Genomic DNA, 23,572 nt, shown 5'->3' on the forward strand with positions numbered 1-23,572 from the left:
TTTTTATATCGGAACCCGATATATATCCATCGCCATTCGGGAGCGGAGACTACCATCAGATGGTCAGCATGAAGCCGGACCGACCCGCCCAGCGACGTGCCCTGGGCGATTTCCGTGCCGACCGTAGGCTCGTGCTGCTCGGGGCCATGTCCGTCGTCGTCGCCCTCGCCGGGACGGTCGCGGCATGGGGCCTCCTCGCGCTCATCGCGCTCGTGACCAACCTCGTCTGGTTCGGGCGGCTCGACGTCGCGGCGACGTCTCTGGCGCGGGCGACCCCGTCGCTCTGGATGGTCTGCGTGCCGCCGGCCGGCGGCCTCGTCATCGGATTGATGGCGCGGTTCGGATCCGAGAAGATCCGCGGCCACGGCATCCCCGAGGCGATCGAGGCCATCCTGATCGGCGGCAGCCGCATGTCGCCGAAGGTCGCCGTGCTCAAGCCCATCTCCTCCGCCGTCTCGATCGGCACGGGCGGTCCCTTCGGTGCGGAGGGCCCGATCATCATGACCGGGGGCGCCCTCGGTTCGCTGTTCGCGCAGTTCTTTCACCTCAGCGCCGCGGAGCGGAAAACCCTGCTGGTCGCGGGCGCGGCGGCGGGCATGACCGCGATCTTCGGGACACCCGTCGCGGCGGTCCTGCTCGCGGTGGAACTGCTCCTGTTCGAGTGGCGGCCGCGCAGTTTCGTGCCCGTGGTGGTGGCGGCCGTGACCGCCACGATGCTGCGACCGGCGCTGTTCGGCTCCGGCCCCCTGTTTCCCTTCACGGGCGATCCCGTGTTGCCTTGGTGGAGCCTCGCCGTCTGCGCCGGCCTTGGCGTGGTGTCGGGCCTCCTCTCCGGCCTGCTGACCACGCTGCTCTACGCGTTCGAGGATGCGTTCGAGCGCCTGCCGATCCACTGGATGTGGTGGCCGGCGCTCGGAGGAGTGGCGGTCGGCCTGGGTGGCCTGATCGAGCCGCGGGCTCTCGGCGTCGGCTACGACGTCATCGGCGACCTCTTAGGCGGCCACATGGCCGTGAAGGCCGTCCTGCTGATTCTGCTGGTGAAGGCCGCGATCTGGCTGCTCGCGCTCTCGTCCGGCACGTCGGGCGGGGTTCTGGCACCGCTGCTGATCCTGGGCGGAACGCTGGGATGGCTGATCGGAATGCTCCTTCCGGGCGAGCCGGGCTTCTGGGCCCTTCTCGGCATGGCGGCGATGCTCGGCGGAACCATGCGGGCACCGCTCACGGGCGCGCTGTTCGCGGTGGAACTGACCGGGGACGTGCATGCGCTTCCCGCGCTTCTGTCCGCCTCCGCCTCGGCCTATGCGGTGACTGTGCTGCTGCTGCGGCGTTCCATCCTGACGGAGAAGATCGCGCGGCGCGGCCAGCACGTCACCCGCGAGTACGGGATCGATCCGCACGAATTCATGCGCGTGTCCGAGGTGATGGTCTCGGCGGTCGACACGCTCGCCGCCACCTTGCGGGTATCCGAGGCCGTGGCGGCCCTCGAAGTCGGCCACCACGACGCTTACCCGGTCGTCGACGCGGCCGGTCGGCCTGTCGGCCTCGTCACACGCGGCGACGCCCTGGGCTGGCGGGCCGAGGGCGGTCACGCGGACGAGGAACTGGGCGACCGGGTCTCGGACGCCTCTTTGGCCGTCCTCCACCCCGACGACGTGACGGGCCAAGCCATCGACCTCATGCTGACGACCGGACAGGGACGTCTGCCGGTCACGGATCCGCACAGCGGCCGGCTGGTCGGTCTCGTCACCCGGAAGGATCTGTTGCAGGTCCGCGCTGCCTTCAACCGCTCCGAGGCGGAGCGCCGGGCCTACTTCTCTCGCCGGCGGCCCGCGCGGGCGCCGGCAGCCTGAGAGACGGGGCCCGGCACCGATTCCGGCGCGGGCCGCTCGACCGGTCGCGCGGCGTGGGGCGACCCAAGCCTCCGGCCGTCTCGCCGTCCTGTCCGACCATCGGTCGAGCGCTGCACCCTCGCCAGGGCCGGAGCATGCGGAGCGGGGCGCCCGGGTCGAGGCCCGGCCATCCGGCCGGTTCCCGGCGCATCGGGGATCATGCTAACCTTTGCTTCGGTCCGACTCGCGCCCGCGGGCTATCGCCGATCGCAGAGGGTTCGATCGGCGGCGGAATCGACCGGACGGCGCGTCCAAGTGCACGGGGTAACCTCATGGCACGCGCGATTCTTCTCCCACCGTCCGCCTTCGCCACCTGGATCTCGAAAATCGGGATGTTCGGTCGCTGGGGCGACGAGCCGATCCGGCTGAACCAGTACGTGAGCGGATCACACGAGAACGGCTTCAACTACACGTCCGACGGGTTGCAGAACCAGATCGTCAGGATGAAGAGCACGGCCGGCCCGACCAAGGGCCAAAGCCCGTCCCAGAGCACGAAGCAATGGGCGAACCTCGGCAAGGGCCAGGGTTACGTCGCCGACTTCATCCTCGTGTGGGAATGGATCTACGATAATTTCGAAGCTGTGCAGAAGCTCAAGGTCGATCTCAAGCACGACGAGAAGGACGGCAAGGGAAAACAGGTCACCGTCATCGAACGTCTCGGTGTTCCGATGTCAGAGTTCCTGACATCGAAAGCGAACTTCGCTGCCGGAATGCAGAGCTTCATCGCCAAGCGCGGCTATGGCTGGGATTGCGTCGGATTCGTCTTTAATTATCTATACCAGATCAAACTCTATTCCGCCTATCCAGGATACTATCCGCATGAGTACCTGAAGGTGGGCAGCGGCTTTTTCCGAACTTGGAACCTGACGGATGTCCAGCCGCTCAGTCTGGTGATCTTCGGCACGCCCGAGCACGGATACCATATCGTCATCGTGGACAGCATTCAGAGCTCCGGTGCGACGGAGCTGAAGCTGACGATCGCTCAGTGCTCCTCCGGCGGTCCGCAGTTCAACCAGAACATCCGGCTGCAAGCGACCACCGATCCCGGCTTCTTCAAACTCTCGGGTCCGAGCCCCGTTCAGGGCCGCGTCTTCGTCGCCACCAATCCGCAACTCCAGGCCGTCTATCCGAACTCCAAGCCGGGCGGCAGCAGTTGGCTCGATCTCGCGGCCTGACAGCGGTCGGGTCTGTCAAGTTCGGTGTTCCGCCTCAGCCAGACAAACCTGCGCGTCGGTCGCTCCCGCCGACGGGCCGCCCCCCATCCTCCCACCCGCTTCACAGCGCGCGAGGGCGGGTGGGCTACAGGCTGCGTGACAGGACGAGGGGACCGGTGCGCGGCCCCCGGCCGTAGGGTGAGGGCGCGTGCGACGGCGTCCCGTAGATCGTGGGCGTCGCCGCCCGTCCCAGGTCCGCGGCGAGCGACTTGATCAGGCCCTCGGTGACCGACCGCGCCGTGCCGAGCACGGCCTGATTCGCTTCGACCGCGGCGGTGAAGCGCTTGTGCTCCTCGCGCAGCCGGACGATGCCCTCGGGCGCGAACCGGGCCAGCGCCACCGCGTTCGCCTTCACGATCTCGAGGCGCTGCATGTAGGTGGCCGCGAGCGCGCCCTTGCGCTCGGGATCGGCCACGCCCTGGCGCAGGCGCCCGGCGCGGACGTGGTCGCTCTCCTCGGCGAGGCACCGCTCGAGCGCGACCATCGCGGCGCCCACCTCGGCGAGCAGCGCTTCGGCGCCCGGCCGGTCGGCGACGCGGGGGGCGGGGGCCTCAGCCACGGGCGGCCCCCATCGTATCGCTGGCGCCCTGCATCTTCATCATCTCGCGGAAGACCTGGTCGCCGATGCCGATGCCGCCGCTCTTCACGATCTGCTGGGCGTATTCCTTGGTCAGCATCGAGCGGTAAACCCCGCCGCCGGTGCCGTTCTCGCCGAGCGGACCGTCCGTCCCCTCCGACTGGGTCATGCGGTCGAGGCTGTGCTCGAGGAACATCGATTCGAAGTCGGTCGCGGTCTTGCGCGCCCGCGTCGCGGCCGGGCTGGCGGCGGCGGCCGAGCCCTGGCTGAGCGATTGCGTGATCGATCCGGCGATGGATTTGCCGACGCCGATGGCGGCGGAGGCGGCGAAGGTCGCGAGCGGCAGCATGGAATATCCCTCCGGTGGCGGTGGAAACAGCGTCACATCAGATCGATGTCGGCCTGCAGCGCGCCGGCGGCCTTGATCGCCTGCAGGATCGAGATCAGGTCGCGCGGGCCGACGCCGAGCGCGTTGAGGCCGTCGACGAGGTCGCGCAGCGTCACGCCCTCCTTGACGAGGGCGAGCTTGTTGCCGTCGCCGGTATCGACCTTCACGCCGGTGCGCGGCACCACGACGGTCTGGCCGCCGGAGAGCGGGGCGGGCTGGCTGACCTGCGGCTGCTCGGTGATCGTCACCGTCAGGTTGCCCTGCGCGATCGCCACCGTGGAGACGCGGACCTCGCGGCCCATCACGATGATGCCCGAGCGCTCGTCGACGATCACGCGCGCGGTCTGGTCCGGCTCGACCTTCAATTGCTCCACCTCGGTGATCAGGCGGATCATGTTGCCGTTGTATTTGCCCGGGATCTGGATCGTGACCGTCGCCGGATCGGTGGGTTCGGCCGTGTCCGATCCCATGAAGTCGTTGATCGCCGCGGCGATGCGCTTCGAGGTGGTGAAGTCCGGATTGCGCAGGGACAGGCGCAGGGAGCGCGCGTCGTTGAGCTTGAACGCGATCTCGCGCTCGATGTTGGCGCCGTTGGAGATGCGGCCGTTGGTGGGCACGCCGCGCGTGATCTTGGCGGCCTCGCCCTCGGCCGCGAAGCCGGCGATCGCCACCGAGCCCTGCGCGAGGGCGTAGACCTCGCCGTCGGCACCCAGGAGCGGCGTGACGAGGAGCGTGCCGCCCTGCAGCGATTTGGCGTCGCCGAGCGAGGAGACCGTCACGTCGATGCGGGTGCCCTGCGCGGCGAAGGGCGGCAGATTCGCCGTCACCATCACCGCGGCGAGGTTCTGCGTCCGCATGGTGGCGCCGCGGGTGTTGACGCCGAGCCGCTCCAGCATGGCCTGGAGCGACTGCTTGGTGAACGGGATATTGTTGAGTGTGTCGCCCGTCCCGTTGAGGCCCACGACGATGCCGTAGCCGACGAGCTGGTTCTGGCGCACCCCCTCGATCGAGGCGAGATCCTTCACGCGCGAGAGGGCGAAGGCCGGGCCGACACCGCCGACGGCGAGCAGCGCGAGCGCCAGCAGGCCGATCAACAGGCGGGACAGGGCAGGGCGATTCTGCATCGGTGTTCCAAGGGTCCAGCGCACGGAACGAGGCTCGAACGTGTCCGTGCCCTGCCAGCGGCGTGCCAGAGTTTGAGATCTGCTATCACTTTGATAGAGAAAGACTTTATCGATCGATGCCCGCTCGCCGACGGCGCTTTGCCTGGCGCCCAACCTGCCGACCCGGCAGGTTCTGCCGGCCCGTTTACTGCGGGTTAACCCCGCGGACGCGAGGCTCGGGCAGGGCGCTCCTCGCGTCCGATGCTTCGCCCTGGATCTTCGCCCCATGCGCATCGACAATCGAGCGCCGCCACTCGGCACGACCACGATCGCCTCCGCGCGGCGGCCGGAGGGTGGCTCGAGCTTCAGCCTCGCGGCCGGACCGGCGTCCGCTCCGGCCGGGCCCGCGGCCGGCGCGCCCGCGCCCGCGACCCTGGCCGGGCTCGATGCGGTGCTCGTCCTGCAGAATCAGGCCGACACCCCCCAGGAGCGCCGCCGCCGCAGCGCGCGACGCGGGTACGACCTCCTCGACGGCCTGGATCAGCTCAAGGCGGCCCTGCTCACAGGCCGGGTCGCGACGCACGACCTGCGGGCCATCGCGGGCCGGCTCGCGGAGCGCGCCGCGCTCTCGGGCGATCCGCGCCTCGACGGGGTGATCGCCGAGATCGAGCTGCGGGCCGCGGTCGAGATCGCCAAGCTCGAGGTCCGGCACGGAGCCTGACGCCGCCCGGGCCACCCCGCGCGATCGCCATTTGACGCTCCGTCCGCGATCCTCGACAAGGCGCGCCAGACAAATCATCCGGCAGCGCGGCCGGGCCCGCGGCCGATGCTGTTCAACTCCTTCGTCTTCCTCCTCGCCTTCCTGCCCGCCGCCTTCGCCCTCCACGGCTTCGTGGAGCGCTACCGGCCGGCTTGGCGGCTGCCACTCCTCGTCCTCGTGTCCTTCGTCTTCTACGGCTGGTGGGACCTGCGCTTCGTGCCGCTCCTCGCCGGCTCGATCCTAGCGAACTGGGGCATCGCCCGCGCGGTGCTGAGGACGGGACGGGACGGGCTCGTGCCGCTCGCCATCGCCGGCAACCTCGCCGTGCTGGCGCTGTTCAAGTACCTCGACTTCCTGACGGATCTGCTCGACGCGATCCCCGGTGTGGATCTCGCCCGGCCGGGATGGATCCTTCCGCTCGGGATCTCCTTCTTCACCTTCCACCACATCATGTACCTGACCGATCTCAGGGCCGGCCGCGCCCCGGGCTTCGGGCTCACCAAATACGCGCTCTACATCGCCTTCTTCCCGCAGGTTCTTGCCGGCCCGCTCGTGCGCTGGAGCGAGATCATGCACCAGTTCGACGAGCGGCCCTATGCCCGGCCGGACGCCGCCGAGCGGATCGGGCGCGGGCTGATGCTGCTCACGGTCGGTCTCGCCAAGAAGGTGTTCCTCGGCGATCCGCTCGCGGCCTACGTCAATCCGGTGTTCCAGGCCGCCGGTGCGGGCCACGCGGTCCCCGCCGCGGAGGCGTGGCAGGCGGCGCTCGGCTTCACCTTCCAGATCTATTTCGACTTCTCCGGCTACACCGACATGGCGCTCGGCATCGCGCTGCTGTTCGGCCTCGTCCTGCCGCAGAACTTCGACGTGCCCTACCGCGCCACCAGCCTGCAGGATTTCTGGCGGCGCTGGCACATGACGCTGTCGCGCTTCCTGCGCGACTATCTCTACATCGCCTTCGGGGGGAACCGGCGCGGCCTTGCGGTGCAGCTCGCGGCGCTCCTCGCCACCATGACGCTCGGTGGCCTCTGGCACGGGGCGGGCCTCACCTTCGTCGCCTGGGGCGCCCTGCACGGGCTCGGCCTCTGCGCCGGCGTGCTCTGGCGCCGGGCTGGCCTGCCGATGCCGGCTCTCCTCGGCTGGGCGCTGACGGCGGCCTTCGTGATCCTGACCTGGGTTCTGTTCCGGGCCACCAGCTTCGGGAGCGCGCTCCTCGTGCTGAAAGGGATGGCCGGCCTCGGGCCCTCAGGCGCGAGCTTCAAGTGGCGGGCCATCGCGACCGCTGCCGCCGTCGCGACCCTCGGACCGACGGCCTGGGCGGCGATCCATCGCCTGCCACCGTCGCGCGCGTTCGCGCTCCTGTTCGCGCTCCTGTTCGTGGTCGTGCTCCTGAAGATCGGGGACGATGCGAACTACGAGTTCATCTACTTCCAGTTCTGATGGCGCTTCCTCCGGATCCCGCGCAGTCCTGGCAGCGTTTCGCCCGCCTCCTGCTCGGAACGGCGATCGGCGTGCTCGCGGGCTATCTCGCGCTCGCCTTCGCGATCGACCCTTACGACAGCGGGCGCTCCCGCCTGTTCTCGGTCGGGGCGGTGCGGCCACAGGGCCCGCGCACCGCCGCGGCGGTGCGCGGCCGCGACCCCGCCTTCACGGGCGCGATCATCGGCAACTCGCACATCCAGCTGATCGACCCGGCGCGCCTCGGGCAGCGCACCGGCATCCCGTTCGTGCAGCTCGCCATCCCGGCGACGCGGCCGGCCGAGCAGCTCACGGTCCTCGACTGGTACCTGCGCCACCATCCGGAGCCGCAGGTGATCGTGCTCGCGCCGGACGATTTCTGGTGCGGCGACGATCCGAGCCTGCCCAACGACAAGCCCTTCCCGTTCTGGCTGTTCGCCTCAGACACGGCGGTCTATCTGCGCGGCCTCATGCGCTACGCCGTGGCGCAGGAAGTCGTCGGACGGATCGGCTGGCTCCTGAGCAAGCGTCGCCCCGTCGCGGCGGCGAACGGCTGGTGGGACTACGAGCCGGACTACCTGCGGCTCGGCTTCCCCGACGATCCGGGGCGGGTCGCCGACCGCGAGCGGCGCGCTCCGGACGCCGCCGACCCGCACAGCGCGGGCCCGTTCCCCGCCGCGGAGCGGTTGCGCGCGGCGCTCGCCCACGTGCCGGACGGGACGCCCGTCGTGCTCGTGCTGCCGCCGGTCTACGCGGCGGCCCTGCCGCGGCCGGGCACGCCGCGCGCCACCGCCGAGGCCGCCTGCCGGGCGGCGATCGTGGCGGCCGCCGCCGCCCATCCGCGCAGCGCCGTGCTGGATTGGCGCACGGAGCGACCGGAATCGCGCGACCCGACGCTGTTCTTCGACCAGACCCACTACCGCCACGCCCTCGCGGACCGGATCGGGGACGACATCGCGGCGGCCCTCGCGCGGCTTCGCCGACAGGCCCGATGAGGCTCCGACCGTGGCTGCGATGTCGCAACCGCGCGTGGCGTGCGCCGCAGGTCCGGACCTTGCCTCCCTGTCCGTTGTGGCAGCAACCCGCCTCGACTATACGGCACGGGTTTATTGCCGTCGGTTGGCCATAGGCAACGTGTGAGGGCGCACATGGCGAAGGTAACGCTGGAGGAGGGCTACGTGCCGTCCGACGACGAGCCCTTCATGAACGATCGGCAGCGCGAGTACTTTCGGCGCAAGCTGCTCGGCTGGAAGAGCGACATCCTGCGGGAAGCGCAGGATACCCTCGTCGCGCTGCAGAGCGAGAACGAAAACCACCCCGACATCGCCGACCGCGCGTCCTCGGAGACGGACCGGGCGATCGAGCTGCGAGCCCGGGACCGCCAGCGCAAGCTGACGGGCAAGATCGATGCGGCTCTGGCCCGCATCGAGGACGGTTCCTACGGCTTCTGCGAGGAAACCGGCGAGCCGATCTCCCTCAAGCGCCTCGATGCAAGGCCGATCGCAACCCTCTCGCTGGAGGCGCAGGAGCGCCACGAGCGTCGCGAACGCGTCTACCGGGACGACTGATCGCCGCGCCCGACGCGGCAACCGGAACGATCGTGCATCGGCCCGCCTTAACGTGCGGGAGCAGAGGCACTGTCATGCATAGCGATTACCTCGTCATCATTCTCGCATTGGCCACGCTCGCGATCGTCATCGCGGCCGCCCTCTGGATGCGCGGCCGCGTCGCGCGGCAGAAGCACGACCCGAGCCGGTCCAGCTTCACCAAGACCCACGGCGAGGCGCCGCGCCCGAATCGGCCCGGCACCGAGCACACCTGAGATCCGACTGCGGAACCTGCCTCAGAGCGTCGAGCGGTCCCGCTCGTCGCCGGACAAGGGTAGCTTTCCGCCCGGACGATCGCGGCGAGCCGTTGTCCAGACTGGGCGCCGCCGTCGCATCAGCTTCTCATAATTGACCCCGTGACGGATAGGCTTCACCCGGCGAGAGCATCGCGCGGGACCGATGCATTTCCCCTTGCGGCCCGATCGAAACGGACATAAAGATATCTTTATGTCTATCACGCGGTCCGGTCCATCACCGACGGTCTCGTTTCCCGAGGCGCTCGCTGCCCTGCGGGCGACCGCAGAGGAAACGCGGCTGCGCATTCTCGCGCTGCTCGCCGACGGCGAACTTTCGGTCTCCGACCTGACGGACATTCTCGGGCAGTCGCAGCCGCGCATCTCCCGCCACCTGAAGCTTCTCGTCGAAGCCGGACTGATCGAGCGGCACCGCGAGGGCGCCTGGGCCTTCTTTCGGCTCGCCGAGAACCGGGCCTTGCTGGTCGATCCGCTGCTCGCCGGGCTGGAGCGGGCCGGTCCGCCGCTCTCCGAGGACCGCGCCCGGCTGGAGGCGGTGCGCCGCCAGCGCGCAGAGGCGGCCCAGACCTTCTTCGCACGCCTCGCGCCCAAATGGGACGAGTTGCGCTCGCTCCACGTTCCCGAGACCGTGGTCGAGACTGCCGTCCTCGAGACGCTCGGGTCACGCCCGATCCGCAGCCTGATCGATCTCGGCACCGGCACCGGCCGGATGCTGAGCCTGCTCGCGCCGCGGGCCGAGCGGGCGACCGGCCTCGATTCGAGCCACGCCATGCTCTCCGTGGCTCGGGCGAACCTGGAGCGGCTCGGCCTCGCCAAGGTCGATTTGCGCCAGGGCGACATCAACGCGCCGCCCTTCGCCCGCGGCAGCTTCGATCTCGTGGTGGTGCATCAGGTGCTGCATTATCTCGACGATCCGGCGCGGGCGTTGCGCGAGGCCGTTCGCCTCGTCGCACCGGGCGGGCGGCTGCTCGTCGTGGATTTCGCGCCGCACGATCTTGAGTTCCTGCGCGAGTCGCAGGCTCATCGCCGTCTCGGCTTCGCCGCCGATCAGGTCTCGGGCTGGCTTGCCGAGGCCGGCCTCGGCGCGGTGGCGACCCGAGATCTCACCCCGACCGCCCAGGCGCAACTCACCGTCACGCTCTGGCTCGCCACGGAGGCCGAGGCCGCCGCCGAGCCCGAGCGCGCCGTCGCCTGAGCCCCGTTCCCGCTTTCCGAGACGTCGTCTGAACCGAACGACATAGAGGACGCACGATGCCCACCGCCTCCCAGCACCGCGCCAGCCGCGACGGCTACCGTCCGATCCGCGTCTCCATCGAGTTCTTCCCCCCGAAGACCGAGGAGATGGAGCGCATCCTGTGGTCCTCGATCGAGCGTCTGGCCCCGCTCCAGCCGAAATTCGTTTCGGTGACCTACGGCGCCGGCGGCTCGACCCGCGAGCGCACGCACAACACCGTCGCCCGCATGGTGCGCGAGACCGAGCTGAAGCCCGCCGCCCATCTCACGTGTGTCGACGCGACGCGCGAGGAGATCGACGAGGTCGTGCAATCCTACTGGGACGCGGGCGTGCGCCACATCGTGGCGTTGCGCGGCGATCCGGCCGAGGGCGTCGGCCATACCTACCGGCCCCATCCCGGCGGCTACGCGCAGACCGCGGACTTGGTCGCTGGCATCAAGCGCATCGGCGACTTCAAGGTCTCGGTCTCGGCCTATCCGGAGAAGCACCCGGAGGCCGCGAGCCTGGATGCCGACATCGACGCCCTGAAGGCCAAGGTCGATGCCGGCGCCGACCAAGCGATCACGCAGTTCTTCTTCGATAACGACATCTACCTGCGCTACCTCGACAAGGTGCGGGCCGCCGGCATCGAGATCCCGATCCTGCCCGGCATCCTGCCTGTGCAGAACTTCAAGCAGGCCGCGAACTTCGCCCGCCGCACCGGCGCCTCGGTGCCCTACTGGCTGGCCGCCCGTTTCGAGGGGCTCGAGCAGGACGTCGAGACGCGCCGGCTCGTCGCCGCCGCGGTGGCCGCAGAGCAGGTGCTCGACCTCGTCGATCAGGGCGTGCAGGACTTCCACTTCTACTCGATGAACCGCTCGGACCTCGTCTACGCGATCTGCCACCTGCTCGGCCTGCGGTCCCAGGCGCCGAAGGTGGCGGCCGCGAAGGCGGCCTGACCGCGCCCGACCCCAGCCTGACCCTCGTTCCCGAGCCGCGACCGCGAACCGGCCGTGTCTCGGGTGTGTTTCGGGCTGTCACCGATCTGTCCGGAGGTCTCCGTAGGCCTCCGCTTCGCTCCGGCATCTCAGGCCGAGATGCCTTGATGGGACCGGCACGTCCGGCCATCGCCTCCCGGCACACCGCTCAGGATCGTCCGACATGACTGCATTCCCTCCCGTCGACGGCACCGAGATCGCGCGCGCCCTGCGCCAGCGCGCTTCGGACAAGATCCTCGTCCTCGACGGGGCGATGGGCACGGTGATCCAGCGGCTCGGCCTGCAGGAGGCCGATTTCCGGGCCGAGCGCTTCCGGGATCACGGCCACGACCAGAAGGGCAACAACGACCTCCTGATCCTGACGCAGCCCGATGCCATCCGGCAGATCCACCTCGACTATTTCCTGGCCGGCGCCGACGTCTGCGAGACCAACACCTTCTCGGGCACCACCATCGCCCAGGCCGATTACGGCATGGAATCGATCATCCACGAGCTGAACGCCGAGGGCGCCCGCCTCGCCCGCGAGGCCGCCCGGCTCGCCGAGCAGCAAGACGGGCGCCGCCGCTTCGTCGCCGGTGCGATCGGTCCGACGAACCGCACCCTGTCGATCTCGCCGGACGTGAACAACCCGGGCTACCGGGCGGTGACCTTCGATCAGGTCAAGCAGGCCTATGTCGAGCAGGTCCGCGGCCTCATCGACGGCGGCGCCGAGCTGATCCTGATCGAGACGATCTTCGACACGCTGAACGCCAAGGCGGCGATCGCGGCGGCCTGGCAGGTCTTCGACGAGACGGGGATCCGGCTGCCGATCCAGATCTCGGGCACCATCACCGACCTCTCCGGCCGCACCCTGTCGGGTCAGACGCCGGCGGCGTTCTGGAACGCGCTGCGCCACTCCGACCCGCTGACCTTCGGCCTCAACTGCGCCCTCGGCGCCCGCGAGATGCGCGGCCACATAGCCGAGCTGTCGCGCCTCTGCGACACCCTGGTCTGCGCCTACCCGAACGCCGGCCTGCCCAACGAGTTCGGCCTCTACGACGAGAGCCCGGAGGCGATGGGCAAGCTCGTGGGCGAGTTCGCCGAGGGCGGCATCGTCAACATGGTGGGCGGCTGCTGCGGCACCACGCCGGACCACATCCGCGCCATCAGCGAGGCGGTATCCGCCCACAAGCCGCGCCAGATCCCCGAGGTCCCGCGTCTGATGCGGCTGTCGGGCCTCGAGCCCTTCGTGCTCACGAAGGAGATCCCCTTCGTGAACGTCGGCGAGCGCACGAACGTCACGGGCTCGGCCAAGTTCCGCAAGCTCGTCACCAACGGCGACTACGCGGCGGCGCTCGACGTCGCCCGCGACCAGGTCGCGGCGGGCGCTCAGATCATCGACGTCAACATGGACGAGGGCCTGCTCGATTCCGAGAAGGCGATGGTGGAGTTCCTCAACCTCGTGGCCGCCGAGCCCGACATCGCCCGCGTGCCGGTGATGGTCGATTCCTCGAAGTTCCACGTCATCGAGGCCGGCCTGAAGTGCATCCAGGGCAAGGCCATCGTGAACTCGATCTCCATGAAGGAGGGCGAGGAGAAGTTCATCCACGACGCCAAGGTGTGCCGCTCCTACGGCGCCGCCGTGGTGGTGATGGCCTTCGACGAGCAGGGACAGGCGGACACGCTGGAGCGCAAGGTCGAGATCTGCACTCGCGCCTACAAGGTCCTCACCGAGCAGATCGGCTTTCCGCCGGAAGACATCATCTTCGATCCGAACATCTTCGCGGTCGCCACCGGCATCGAGGAGCATAACGGCTACGGCGTGGCCTTCATCGAGGCGACCCGCCAGATCCGCGAGACCCTGCCGCACGCCCACATCTCGGGCGGCGTCTCGAATCTGTCCTTCGCCTTCCGCGGCAACGAGCCGGTGCGCGAGGCGATGCACGCGGTGTTCCTCTACCACTGCATCCAGGCCGGGATGGACATGGGTATCGTCAATGCCGGCCAGCTCGCCGTCTACGACGAGATCAAGCCGGAGCTGCGCGAGCTCTGCGAGGACGTGGTCCTCAACCGCCGCGACGATTCCACCGAACGGCTGCTCGAGGCGGCCGAGCGCTTCAAGACCGGTGGCGATGCCAAGGCCAAGACCGCCGACCTCACCTGGCGCGAGGCGCCGGTCGCCAAGCGCATCGAGCACGCGCTGGTCAACGGCATCACCGAGTACATCCTCGTGGACACCGAGGAGGCGCGCCAGGGCGCAGAGCGCCCGCTGCACGTCATCGAGGGCCCGCTGATGGCGGGCATGAACGTGGTCGGCGACCTGTTCGGCGCCGGCAAGATGTTCCTGCCCCAGGTCGTGAAATCGGCCCGGGTGATGAAGCAGGCCGTGGCCTATCTCGAGCCCTTCATGGAGGAGGAGAAGCGCGCCAACGGCGGCGACGGCAAGCGCCAAGCCGCCGGCAAGGTGCTGATGGCGACCGTCAAGGGCGACGTCCACGACATCGGCAAGAACATCGTCGGCGTCGTGCTCGCCTGCAACAATTACGAGATCATTGATCTCGGCGTGATGGTGCCGGCGGCCAAGATCCTCGACGTGGCGCGGCGCGAGAAGGTCGATATCGTCGGGCTCTCGGGTCTCATCACGCCCTCGCTCGACGAGATGGTCCATGTCGCCTCCGAGATGGAGCGCGAGGGCTTCGACGTGCCGCTCCTGATCGGCGGCGCCACCACGAGCCGCGTGCACACGGCGGTGAAGATCCACCCGGCCTACGCGCGGGGCCAAGCGGTCTACGTCACCGATGCGAGCCGCGCGGTGGGCGTGGTCTCCAGCCTGCTCTCGAAGGAGACCCGCGGCGCCACCATCGAGACCGTCCGGACGGAGTACGCCAAGGTCGCGGCGGCCCATGCCCGCTCGGAAACCGACAAGCTGCGCCTGCCGCTGGCCAAGGCGCGGGCCAATGCCTTCAAGATCGACTGGTCGGATTACCGTCCGACCAAGCCGAGCTTCACCGGCACCCGCGTCTACGGCTCCTACGAGGTGGCCGACCTCGTGCCCTACATCGATTGGACGCCGTTCCTGCAGACCTACGAGTTCAAGGGCCGCTACCCGGCGATCTTCGAGGACCCGGAGCAGGGTCCGGCCGCGCGGGCGCTGTTCGACGATGCCCAGGAGATGCTCAAGCAGATCGTGGCGGAGCGCTGGTTCAACCCGAAGGCGGTGATCGGCTTCTGGCCGGCCAACAGTGTCGGCGACGACATCACGCTCTATACCGGCGAGAGCCGCTCGGAGACGCTCGCGACCTTCCACGGCCTGCGCCAGCAGCTCTCGAAGCGCGACGGGCGCTCGAACACCTGCCTGTCCGATTTCGTGGCGCCGGCCCAGACCGGTATCGCCGATTACGTCGGCGGCTTCGTGGTCACGGCGGGCCTGGAGGAAGTCCGCATCGCCGAGCGCTTCGAGCGGGCGAACGACGATTACCGGGCGATCCTGGTGAAGGCGCTCGCCGACCGCATCGCCGAGGCCTTCGCCGAGCGCATGCACGAGCGGGTGCGCCGGGAATTCTGGGGCTACGCCGCCGACGAGGCGATCGCCACCGAGGATCTCGTCCACGAGACCTACGCGGGCATCCGTCCGGCGCCCGGCTATCCGTCCCAGCCCGATCACACCGAGAAGGTCGCCCTGTTCGACCTGCTCAAGGCCGAGAGCCGCATCGGCGTGAAGCTCACCGAATCCTACGCCATGTGGCCGGGCTCCTCGGTCTCCGGGCTCTACATCGCCCATCCGCAAGCGCATTACTTCGGCGTTGCCAAAGTGGAGCGCGACCAGGTCGAGGACTACGCCGCGCGCAAGGGTATGGATCCGCACGCGGTCGAGCGCTGGCTCGGCCCGATCCTGAACTACGATCCGGCCCGCTATCTCGCGGCCGCCGCGGAGTAGCCGTCCAGCTCTGAAGCGGCACGTCGCCGGACACTTGCGGGAGGGTTGTGTCCTGGCTGCGCTTGACCGGGCAAGCGCAGCCGTTTCAATGCGGCGGTTCGGCAAGGTCAGGGTCGAGGGAATGGGGACGACGATGCGACGGCTCGCTGGCGTGCTCGCCCTCACGCTCGGCCCGTGTCTCGCTCTCGCGGGTTGCACCGGCTTCGCCTACATCTCGAAGACCTATGTCAGCCTGACACCGCAGGTGGTGACGATCGGCTGCAAGGACCCCTACGAGGTCTACGACCAGCGTCAGCAGCGCCGGATGCTGATCGTCTCGAACACGCTGCGCGAGGTCACGGGCTGCAGCGTCGGCGACCGCTTCGCCGGGCGCGATCCGGCCGAGACCCGGGTCGAGCGTTTCCGGCTGGCGGCGCGGACCTATCTCGACGAGACGGTGCGCGAGGATTGCCAGATCTCGGGCGAGACCGTGTTCAACGATCTCCAGACTGAGTTCGCCTATCGCTGCGATGCGCCGATCGAGCGGCGCGGCACCAAGGTTCCGCGCCTGCCGGGCCGCGGCAACGTAGGCGTCGGGTCCGTCGCGCGCTGAGGCGGGGCGTCCCGCGGGTCAGTCGTCCTGGGCGGGCGAGAAGGTCCGCTCGGCGGCATCGCCCGCCGCCGCGAGGAGGGCGCGCGCGAAGGCCCGAGCCTCGCTGCGCTCCAGGATCAGGATGGCGGTGGCGGGCGCCCCGTTGAGGTCGGCGAGGCCGAGTTCGAGGCGCACGCCCTCCGCGACGGCCGTCGCGGACAACGTCCAGGCCCCCGTCTCGCTGTCCTTGCCCGGCTGCCGCATCGTCCGCGCCATCCTCGCCGTCCCGTGCCCTCGAAGGGGGCTCGCCCGTCATGGCCCATCGCGTCGCCCGTGACCAGGGCCATGGCCCGGACGGCGGATTGACGCCCGGCCCGGGCGGTGGTGTCTGCGCGGGTGAGCGCCCCGGCGCGACCGACACGCAAGGAAGCAAGAAAAATGTCCGAGATCTGGTTCCGCACCGGCGAGGCGACGGTGCTCGCCGCCGAGGGGCAGTACACCGACGCGATGCCGGAGGTGCTGATCGGCTCGACCCGCGGCCCGGTGGGCCAGGCCTTCGCCTCGATGATGGGTCAGGTCCAGGGCCACACCCGGATGTTCGTGGTGCGCGACCTCAACCAGCTCGTGCGCCCGGCCACGATGATGACGACCAAGGTCACGATCCACACGGCCGAGTATGCCGAGCTTCTCGGCGGCGTCGTCCAGGCAGCCACCGGCGACGCGATCGTCGACTGCATCATCGAGGGCATCCTGCCCAAGGACGGCCTCGACGACCTGTGCATGATCATCATGATTTGGCTCGACGTCCGCTGCTCCGAGGACGAGAACCTCGACCGCAAGGACCTCTACCGGACGAACTACGAGGCGACGAAGCTCGCCATCGCCCGCGCGCTGAAGGGCGAGCCGACGGTCGACGAGCTGATCGCCAACCGCAAGACGGTCAAGCACTACGCTCTGGAAGACGTGATCGATTACTGATCCGGCGGGCTTTTCGATCCGGCCTCCGCTCCGGTCGAGCGGAGTTCGGATCACCCCGGCGGGATGCGTCCGACCGAGCAGAGCGTGCGCAGGGAGCTGCTGCCCGGATCGGTGTAGCAGCTCGCCGACCATCCGTTCTGCTGGATGAAGGACTTGCGCCGCTCGGAGAGCGAGGTGGCGTGCGCCCGGGCGATGATCGGCGCGACGCTCTCGGCGGACTCGCCCACAACGAGCTGCGAGGCGAGGGCGAGGTCGCGGAAGAAGGCCGCCGAGGGCTGTGCCTCGGCGGAGCTCGCCTGGACGATCGGCTCGGCCCGGCAGGTGAGGTCGAGCTTGAGCGCGCCCGGCATCCGGATGTCGATGCTCGGCCCCGAGCGGCGCCCGACCTTGCCGCCGATCGCCTCGGCGATCTGGCGGGCGAGGCCGTCGCACTCGTCGGCGCGGGCGGCGGAGGCCGTGAGGATGAGGCAGGCGAGGGCGAGGCGCAGCATGCCGCCTGGATGCCGCAGCCGGGCCGCCCTGTCGAGCCTGAACGTCCTCTTCCCGGTGTCGCGGAGGCGGGAGACCCGCCGGCCGCCAGGAGCCCCGCGATGTCCGAACGCCCCGCCGATCCCGCCGGCAACCGTCTCGCCGGCAACCTTCTCGCCGGCCTGCCGTCCGCCCTGGCCGAGGAGGCGTTCAGCGAGATCCTGGCGCGGCCCGGCCTGCGGATCGAGCGCATCGTCTCGACGGGTCACGCCAGCCCGCCGGGCTTCTGGTACGACCAGCCCTGGGACGAGTGGGTGCTGGTGCTCGCGGGCGCCGCCCGTCTGCGGATCGACGGCGAGGCGGCCGACCGTGCCCTCTTGCCCGGCGACCATCTGCTCCTGCCGGCCGGGACACGCCACCGCGTCGCCTGGACGAGCCCCAAGGCACCGACGGTCTGGCTCGCGGTGCACTGCTCGCCGTCGAGCGGATCAAGTCCCTGACGGGCCGTCAGTGGAAGTCCCGGCTGCGGAAGACGCGCCGGTCCGCCGGGGCGCCGAAATCGTTGGTCTCGGGCGGAAGGCGCAGATCCCCCTCGCGCAGGCCCCGCAGCTCCGCCGTCAGGTCGCGAAAGCGCTCGGCGACGAGGTGGACCACGCTGCCGGCCCGCTGCACGCGGCCCTGCACGGCGAGGAAGCGGGCGTTCATGGCCGCGCGCCGGTTCGCCTCGAACACCGACTTCCAGACGATGACGTTGGCGATGCCGGTCTCGTCCTCCAGGGTCAGGAACACCACGCCCTTGGCGGTGCCCGGCCGCTGGCGGGTCAGCACGAGGCCCGCCACGCTGACGCGGCTGCCGCCCGCGACGCGGCGCGGATCGGCGTGGTCCCGCGCCGGGATCACCCCGATCCGGGCGAGACGGGCGCGGAAGAAGGCGATCGGGTGGCCCTGCAGCGAGAGGCCGGTGGCGGTGTAGTCCTCGGCCACCGCCTCGGAGGCCGGCATGGCGGGCAGCGCAACCGCGGGCTCGTGCCGGAACAGGCCGTCGTCGGCGTGGAAGGCGAAGAGCGGCAGCGGCGCCTCGAGCAGGTGGCTGCGGCGCTCGGCGGCGATGGCGGGGCCGCCCCGCGCCCGGCCGCCTTCCAGCGTCCGCACCGCCCAGAGCGCGGCGCGGCGGTCGAGGTCGAGGGAGCGGAAGGCATCCGCCTCGGCGAGCCGCTCCAGGGCGGCGCGGGGCAGCGCGAGCGCCGCCTGCAGCCCTTCGATGCTGGCGTAGCCGTTGCCGCGCAGGGCCACGAGGCGCTGCATGGCGGCCCTGGGCAGGCCGCTCACCAGCCGCAGGCCGAGGCGCACCGCGAGGCGGCGCGCGACGCCCGGCGGCGGGTCCTGCGCGGCCGGCTCCAGGGTGCAGTCCCAGGCGCTGGCATTGACGTCGACGCCCCGCACCTCGACCCCGTGGGCGCGGGCGTCGCGCACCAGCTGGGCCGGCTGGTAGAAGCCCATCGGCTGGGCGTTCAGGATCGCGGCCAGGAACACGTCGGGGTGCCGGCACTTCATCCAGGCCGAGGCGTAGACGAGGAGGGCGAAGCTCGCCGCGTGGCTCTCCGGGAAGCCGTAGGTGGAGAAGCCGCGGATCTGGGCGAAGCAGCGCTCGGCGAAATCCCGCGGGTAGCCGCGCCCCGTCATGCCGCCGACGAACTTCTCGGAAAATCCTCCGATGCTTCCGACGTGCCGGAAGGTCGCCATCGCCCGGCGCAGGCCGTCGGCCTCGGCTGGGCTGAAGCCCGCCGCCGTGATGGCGATCTGCATGGCGTGCTCCTGGAAGAGCGGCACGCCGAAGGTCTTGTGCAGCACCTCGTAGAGCTCGTCGGCCGGTCCGTGCGCCGGGTGCGGCGCCGGGTAGACGACCGGCTCCTCGCCGTTCCTGCGGCGCAGGTAGGGATGGACCATGTCACCCTGGATCGGGCCCGGCCGCACGATCGCCACCTGCACCACGAGGTCGTAGAATTCCCGCGGCCTCAGGCGCGGCAGCATCGCCATCTGGGCCCGGCTCTCGACCTGGAACACGCCGACCGAATCCGCCCGGGCCAGCATGGCATAGACGTCCGGTTGCTCCCGCGGCAGGTCGGCCAGGGTCTCGTAGCGCTGGCCGTAATCGCGCTCGAGGAAGGCGAGGCCGCGCTTCAGGCAGGTGAGCATGCCGAGCGCCAGCACGTCGACCTTCATCAGGCCGAGCACGTCGATGTCGTCCTTGTCCCACTCGATGAAGGTGCGCTCGGCCATCGCGCCGTTGCCCACCGGCACGGTCTCGTCGAGGCGTCCCCGGGTCAGCACGAAGCCGCCGACATGCTGCGAGAGGTGGCGCGGGAAGCCGACCAGCGCGACCGCGAGGTCCACCGCCTGCCGGATCACGGGGTTGTCCGGGTCGAGCCCGGCCTGGGCGATGTGGGTGTCCGGCAGGTCCTTGCCCCAGGAGCCCCACACCGTGTCGGCGAGCGCCGCCGCGATGTCCTCGCTCAGGCCCAGAACCTTGCCGACCTCGCGGATGGCCGAGCGCGGCCGGTAGTGGATCACCGTGGCGCAGATCGCGGCGCGCTCCCGGCCGTACTTGCCGTAGAGGTACTGGATCACCTCCTCGCGGCGCTCGTGCTCGAAATCGACGTCGATGTCGGGCGGCTCGTCCCGGTTCTCAGAGATGAAGCGGGCGAAGAGCAGGCGGATCTTCGTGGGATCGACGGCGGTGATGCCGAGGCAGTAGCAAACGGCGGAGTTCGCCGCCGAGCCGCGTCCCTGGCACAGGATGCCCCGCCCGCGGGCGAACTCCACCACGTCGAACAGGGTGAGGAAGTAGCGGGCGTAGTCCATCTGCGCGATGAGCCGCAGCTCCTCCCGCAGCGTCGCCGCGACCGTGTCCGGCACGCCGTCGGGAAAGCGCCACCCGGCGCGCTCGAAGGTCTTCTCCTCAAGGTATTCCTGCGGGCTGCGCCCGGGGGGGACCGGCTCGTCCGGGTACTCGTAGCGAAGTTCGGACAGGGAGAAGCCGCAGCTCTCGGCGATCTCCACCGTGCGGGCGAGGGCCTCGGGATGGTCGGCGAACAGCCTGGCCATCTCGGCCGGCGGCTTCAGGTGGCGCTCGGCATTGGCCTCGAGTCGGTAGCCCGCCCGCTCGAGGGTGCAGCCCTCGCGGATCCCGGTGAGCACGTCCTGGAGCGGTCGCCGGTCCGGGTGGTGGTAGAGCGCGTCCGAGACCGCGACGAGCGGGGTGCCGAGCCGGGCCCCGATCTCGGCGAGGATCCCGAGGCGGGCGCGCTCGTCGCCGCGGCGCGCGTGGCTGCCGCCGAGCCAGGTCCGGCCCGGCGCCGCCGCGCCGAGGGCCTCCAGCCGGGCGAGGAAGCCTTTCGGGGGGTGGAGCGCGCGGCCCGGCGGCATGGCGATCAGGAGCTGCCCCTCGGAGGCGGCGAGGAGCTCGTCGAAGCCGAAGCGGCAGGCGCCCTTGCGGGAGCGCCGGTTGCCGTCCGTGAGCAGGCGGCAGAGCCGCCCGTAGGCCGTTCGGTCCATCGGGTAGGTCACCGCCTCGAAGCCGTCCTCGGTGACGAGGCGCACGCCCGGCAGGAAACGGATCTTCCAGAGGTCGGGATCGCCCGGGCGGGCCGCCTTCATCCGCGCCGCCGCGTAAGCCCGCACCAGCCCCGAGAGGGTGTTGCGGTCGGCGATGCCGATGGCGTGCAGGCCGTAATCGATCGCCTGCGCCACGTATTCCTGCGGATGCGAGGCGCCCCGCAGGAAGGAGAAGTTCGTGGAGACGGCGAGCTCGGCATAGGGCCGGCTCACGCGAACACCCCGTGCACGAACCACCCGGCCGGGCGGTCGGGCGCGTGCGCCCCGCTGCGATAGAGCCAGAGCCGGCTCCCGGCCTCGCACTCGATCACGTAGTAGTCGCGCTCCGGGGCCGGACCGGCGCCCCGCCACCATTCGGGGGCGATCCGCTCCGGGCCCTCGGCATGGGCGACGCGGTGCAGGCGGGCGCGCCAGCGGAAGCGCCGCGGCGGCCCCTCGGGGGCGAGGGCGATCACCTCCTCGGCCGGCTCGCTGCGCGCGAACAGGACCAGCGGGCGCGGCGGCGGCCCGGCACCCGGCTCGGACGATCGCAGGTTCGGCCAATCCGCCGCCGCGGCCCAGGGCATCAGGGCGTCGGCCCGCTCGGGCAGGTGGCTCGCCCGCGCCGAGAGCCGGATCAGCGGCCGGCCGAGGCGCTGGCGCAGGATGTCGGCGAGATCCCCGATGCCACCGGCCTGCCGGCTGGTCTCTCCACGAGCGGTGTCGAGGCTCGCCTGCTCGGCCGCCAGCCTGTCGGCCGCCACCACGTCGAGGCGGAGGGATTCGAAGCCGAACCCCGCGTCCAGGCCGGCGCCGAGCCGGTCCAGGCGCAGGCGCAGCAGGTCGGCGACCCGGTCCGGCGAGCGGCTGGGCTGCGACAGGCCGAGATCGAGCCGCCGCGTCACGCCGTCGACCCGCTCCAGGGTGAGGCTGAGGGCGCAGGCGCCGAGGCCGTCCGCTTCGAGCCGGGGGGCGATGGCCCGCATCAGGTCGCGCACGGCGGCCACGATCGCCTCCTGCTGCCCGATCGGATCGAGGAAGCCGCGGGACGCGCCGTAGGCGACGGGCTCGGCCACGATGGCCAGGGGCTCCGGCCGAAGCCCGAGCGCCGCGTCGAGGCGATGCAGCAGGGCCGCGCCGAAGCGGCGGGCGAGGGGCGCCCGTGCCGCCGCGGCGAGCGCCCCGATCCGCTTCAGGCCGAGCCGGCGCAGGGCGACGGCGGTGGCGGGCTCGCAGCGCAGGGCCTCGACGGGGAGGGGGGCCAGGGCCACCTCCGCCCCGCCCGGCGGCACGATCGCCTGGTCCTCCCGGCCATGGCGGGCGAGGGCGTAGGCTGCGCCCGCGCTGTCGGCGAGGGCGAGCCGCCCGGCGACGCCGCTGGCGTCGAGGCGGCCGGCGAGGTCGGCGAGGAGGCCCGCCTCGCCGCCGTGCAGGTGGGCGGCTCCGGTCACGTCGATGTAGAGGCCGTGCCCCGCCTCGGCCGGTCCGAAGGGGGCGACGCACGGGCTGTAGCGCTGGGCCCAGAGGCAGAGTCGCGCGAGCGCCGCTGCATCGGCTTCCGGGTCCGCCGGCAGGACGCGCAGGGGCACGCCGATCCGGCCCCGGACCCGGCCCAGCGGCTCGCCCACCCGCAGGCCCAGCGCGCGCGCCGCCGCATCGACGGCCGTGAGGCGCAAGCCCCCGGGGCCCGCGGCGGCGAGCGCCAGCGGCAGCCCGTCCTCAGGAACCGCGCCCGCCCGCCGCAGACGCGTGGTCGGCCAATCCGTCAGGCAGAGCGAAACGATGCGCGGCATGATCCCAGTCCATGATCCAGTCGCCGGTGCGGCCGCTGCGGCAGCGGTCGAGGCGGGCGCGCCAGCGGGGGTGCGCGGCGCGGCCGAAACGGTCCCGGGGGGCGGGGGCGGAAGCGATCCGCCAGCGCGTCGCTGCCCCGTTCGGCAGATCGGCGCCGGCCGGGCGCAGGATCAGCAGCAGGGCGCCCCCGTCCGCCAGGAGGAGGCGCCGGCTCGCCACCAGGGGCAGGCCGCCGTCGAGGAGGGCAGCCACCGCCCGCAGCGCCCGCGCGTGCAGGGCCGCCTCCACGGCCCGCAGCACCTCGGCGTCGCTGGCGCCCTCGAGGAAGAGCAGCCGCCCCGGATCGAGGCCCAGCCCGACGAGCCCGTCGCCGTAGGGCAGGAGGTACCCGGGACCGAGGGCGAGGAGCGCCTCGCCCGCCCCGCCCGTGAGGTGGCGGGCGACGAGCGCGAGGGCGAAGCCGAGGGCCGCCACCGCATCCCCCGCGCTCTCCGGCGCGATCTCGTGGGGCGGTCCGAGGCCGAGGCCGCCGCCCGGGAGCGCCGCATCGATCTCCGGCACGCCGATGGGCAGGCACGCGACGGACGTCTCGCGGGCCGGCCCGATCCGGGACCGCAGGGCGTCGATGTCCGCCGCGGCACGGACCACGGCCGCCGCACGATCCGGTTCGTCATGGAGGCGCTCCATGTCCCTCGCTTCCGGTGCGGCCGGACTCGGTGCCGGCACACCTCGTTGGAGCATCGCGGCTCGGAACAAAGCAAGAACAAAGCGGGCTCATTTCGCGCGCTTC

At 70.9% G+C, this 23,572-nt stretch carries 21 protein-coding genes; 13 read left to right on the plus strand and 8 right to left on the minus strand.

The genetic code is table 11. The features are described 5' to 3' along the window. Positions 1-59 precede the first annotated feature (59 nt). Positions 60-1,850, plus strand: coding sequence for a chloride channel protein (locus ACS5RC_RS21545; RefSeq protein WP_478345967.1), 1,791 nt, complete (start codon positions 60-62; stop codon positions 1,848-1,850). Between the two features lie 311 nt (positions 1,851-2,161). Further along, the gene (locus ACS5RC_RS21550; protein WP_478345968.1) at positions 2,162-3,064 is read left to right on the plus strand and encodes a hypothetical protein; all 903 of its coding nucleotides are present in this window, start codon (positions 2,162-2,164) and stop codon (positions 3,062-3,064) included. Between the two features lie 124 nt (positions 3,065-3,188). On the opposite strand, the gene ACS5RC_RS21555 is transcribed toward ACS5RC_RS21550, so the two are convergent. Genes ACS5RC_RS21555 through ACS5RC_RS21565 form a run of 3 tightly spaced genes read right to left on the minus strand, consistent with a single transcriptional unit; the run spans position 3,189 to position 5,192 of the window. Further along, positions 3,189-3,662, minus strand: coding sequence for a hypothetical protein (locus tag ACS5RC_RS21555; protein WP_478345969.1), 474 nt, complete (start codon positions 3,660-3,662; stop codon positions 3,189-3,191). Continuing rightward, positions 3,655-4,029, minus strand: a complete 375-nt coding sequence (locus ACS5RC_RS21560; RefSeq protein ID WP_478345970.1) for a rod-binding protein — start codon at positions 4,027-4,029, stop codon at positions 3,655-3,657. Before ACS5RC_RS21560 ends, ACS5RC_RS21555 begins: the two co-directional genes overlap by 8 nt. Positions 4,030-4,061: 32 nt before the next feature. After that, positions 4,062-5,192: a flagellar basal body P-ring protein FlgI gene (locus ACS5RC_RS21565; RefSeq protein WP_478345971.1), complete on the minus strand. Its 1,131-nt coding sequence runs from the start codon at positions 5,190-5,192 to the stop codon at positions 4,062-4,064. Positions 5,193-5,457: 265 nt separating this feature from the next. Here ACS5RC_RS21565 and ACS5RC_RS21570 point away from each other — a divergent pair, with 265 nt between their 5' ends. The 9 genes from ACS5RC_RS21570 (at position 5,458) to ACS5RC_RS21610 (ending at position 15,969) form a co-directional block, all read left to right on the plus strand. Beyond that, the gene (locus ACS5RC_RS21570) at positions 5,458-5,892 is read left to right on the plus strand and encodes a flagellar assembly protein FliX (RefSeq protein WP_478345972.1); all 435 of its coding nucleotides are present in this window, start codon (positions 5,458-5,460) and stop codon (positions 5,890-5,892) included. A gap of 105 nt (positions 5,893-5,997) precedes the next feature. After that, a complete protein-coding gene (locus ACS5RC_RS21575) occupies positions 5,998-7,371 on the plus strand; it encodes an MBOAT family O-acyltransferase (RefSeq protein WP_478345973.1) in 1,374 nt (457 codons plus the stop codon). Further along, entirely contained in the window at positions 7,371-8,384 is a 1,014-nt protein-coding gene (locus ACS5RC_RS21580) for a hypothetical protein (protein WP_478345974.1), read from the plus strand. The genes ACS5RC_RS21575 and ACS5RC_RS21580 overlap by 1 nt, the downstream gene beginning before the upstream one ends. A 153-nt stretch (positions 8,385-8,537) precedes the next feature. Then, positions 8,538-8,957: an RNA polymerase-binding protein DksA gene (gene dksA / locus ACS5RC_RS21585; protein ID WP_478345975.1), complete on the plus strand. Its 420-nt coding sequence runs from the start codon at positions 8,538-8,540 to the stop codon at positions 8,955-8,957. 74 nt (positions 8,958-9,031) lie between these two features. Continuing rightward, the gene (locus tag ACS5RC_RS21590; protein ID WP_478345976.1) at positions 9,032-9,211 is read left to right on the plus strand and encodes a hypothetical protein; all 180 of its coding nucleotides are present in this window, start codon (positions 9,032-9,034) and stop codon (positions 9,209-9,211) included. Between the two features lie 232 nt (positions 9,212-9,443). Continuing rightward, positions 9,444-10,445 (plus strand): ArsR/SmtB family transcription factor, encoded by a 1,002-nt coding sequence (locus tag ACS5RC_RS21595; protein WP_478345977.1) that lies wholly within the window; start codon positions 9,444-9,446, stop codon positions 10,443-10,445. 56 nt (positions 10,446-10,501) lie between these two features. Next, entirely contained in the window at positions 10,502-11,422 is a 921-nt protein-coding gene (metF, locus tag ACS5RC_RS21600) for a methylenetetrahydrofolate reductase [NAD(P)H] (protein WP_478345978.1), read from the plus strand. Between the two features lie 202 nt (positions 11,423-11,624). Next, positions 11,625-15,377 carry a methionine synthase gene (metH, locus tag ACS5RC_RS21605; RefSeq protein WP_478345979.1) on the plus strand — a complete coding sequence of 1,251 codons (3,753 nt, stop codon included), beginning with the start codon at positions 11,625-11,627 and terminating at the stop codon, positions 15,375-15,377. Positions 15,378-15,498: 121 nt separating this feature from the next. Next, positions 15,499-15,969: a hypothetical protein gene (locus ACS5RC_RS21610; RefSeq protein ID WP_478345980.1), complete on the plus strand. Its 471-nt coding sequence runs from the start codon at positions 15,499-15,501 to the stop codon at positions 15,967-15,969. Positions 15,970-15,987: 18 nt separating this feature from the next. On the opposite strand, the gene ACS5RC_RS21615 is transcribed toward ACS5RC_RS21610, so the two are convergent. Beyond that, positions 15,988-16,212, minus strand: a complete 225-nt coding sequence (locus tag ACS5RC_RS21615; protein WP_478345981.1) for a hypothetical protein — start codon at positions 16,210-16,212, stop codon at positions 15,988-15,990. A gap of 174 nt (positions 16,213-16,386) precedes the next feature. Between ACS5RC_RS21615 and fae the strand changes: the two genes are divergently transcribed. Beyond that, the gene (gene fae / locus ACS5RC_RS21620) at positions 16,387-16,926 is read left to right on the plus strand and encodes a formaldehyde-activating enzyme (protein ID WP_478345982.1); all 540 of its coding nucleotides are present in this window, start codon (positions 16,387-16,389) and stop codon (positions 16,924-16,926) included. Positions 16,927-16,976: 50 nt separating this feature from the next. Here fae and ACS5RC_RS21625 read toward each other — a convergent pair whose 3' ends face one another. Then, positions 16,977-17,417: a hypothetical protein gene (locus ACS5RC_RS21625; protein ID WP_478345983.1), complete on the minus strand. Its 441-nt coding sequence runs from the start codon at positions 17,415-17,417 to the stop codon at positions 16,977-16,979. 99 nt (positions 17,418-17,516) lie between these two features. Here ACS5RC_RS21625 and ACS5RC_RS21630 point away from each other — a divergent pair, with 99 nt between their 5' ends. Beyond that, positions 17,517-17,894 carry a cupin domain-containing protein gene (locus tag ACS5RC_RS21630; protein ID WP_478345984.1) on the plus strand — a complete coding sequence of 126 codons (378 nt, stop codon included), beginning with the start codon at positions 17,517-17,519 and terminating at the stop codon, positions 17,892-17,894. Between the two features lie 7 nt (positions 17,895-17,901). Here the strand turns inward: ACS5RC_RS21630 and ACS5RC_RS21635 are convergent, their stop codons facing one another. Genes ACS5RC_RS21635 through ACS5RC_RS21645 form a run of 3 tightly spaced genes read right to left on the minus strand, consistent with a single transcriptional unit; the run spans position 17,902 to position 23,469 of the window. Beyond that, positions 17,902-21,222 (minus strand): error-prone DNA polymerase, encoded by a 3,321-nt coding sequence (locus ACS5RC_RS21635; protein WP_478345985.1) that lies wholly within the window; start codon positions 21,220-21,222, stop codon positions 17,902-17,904. Continuing rightward, positions 21,219-22,781, minus strand: a complete 1,563-nt coding sequence (locus ACS5RC_RS21640) for a DUF6504 family protein (RefSeq protein WP_478345986.1) — start codon at positions 22,779-22,781, stop codon at positions 21,219-21,221. Before ACS5RC_RS21640 ends, ACS5RC_RS21635 begins: the two co-directional genes overlap by 4 nt. Further along, positions 22,708-23,469, minus strand: a complete 762-nt coding sequence (locus tag ACS5RC_RS21645; RefSeq protein ID WP_478345987.1) for an ImuA protein — start codon at positions 23,467-23,469, stop codon at positions 22,708-22,710. The genes ACS5RC_RS21640 and ACS5RC_RS21645 overlap by 74 nt, the downstream gene beginning before the upstream one ends. Positions 23,470-23,572: the final 103 nt, after the last annotated feature.

The organism is Methylobacterium sp. HJ2 (assembly GCF_056431005.1).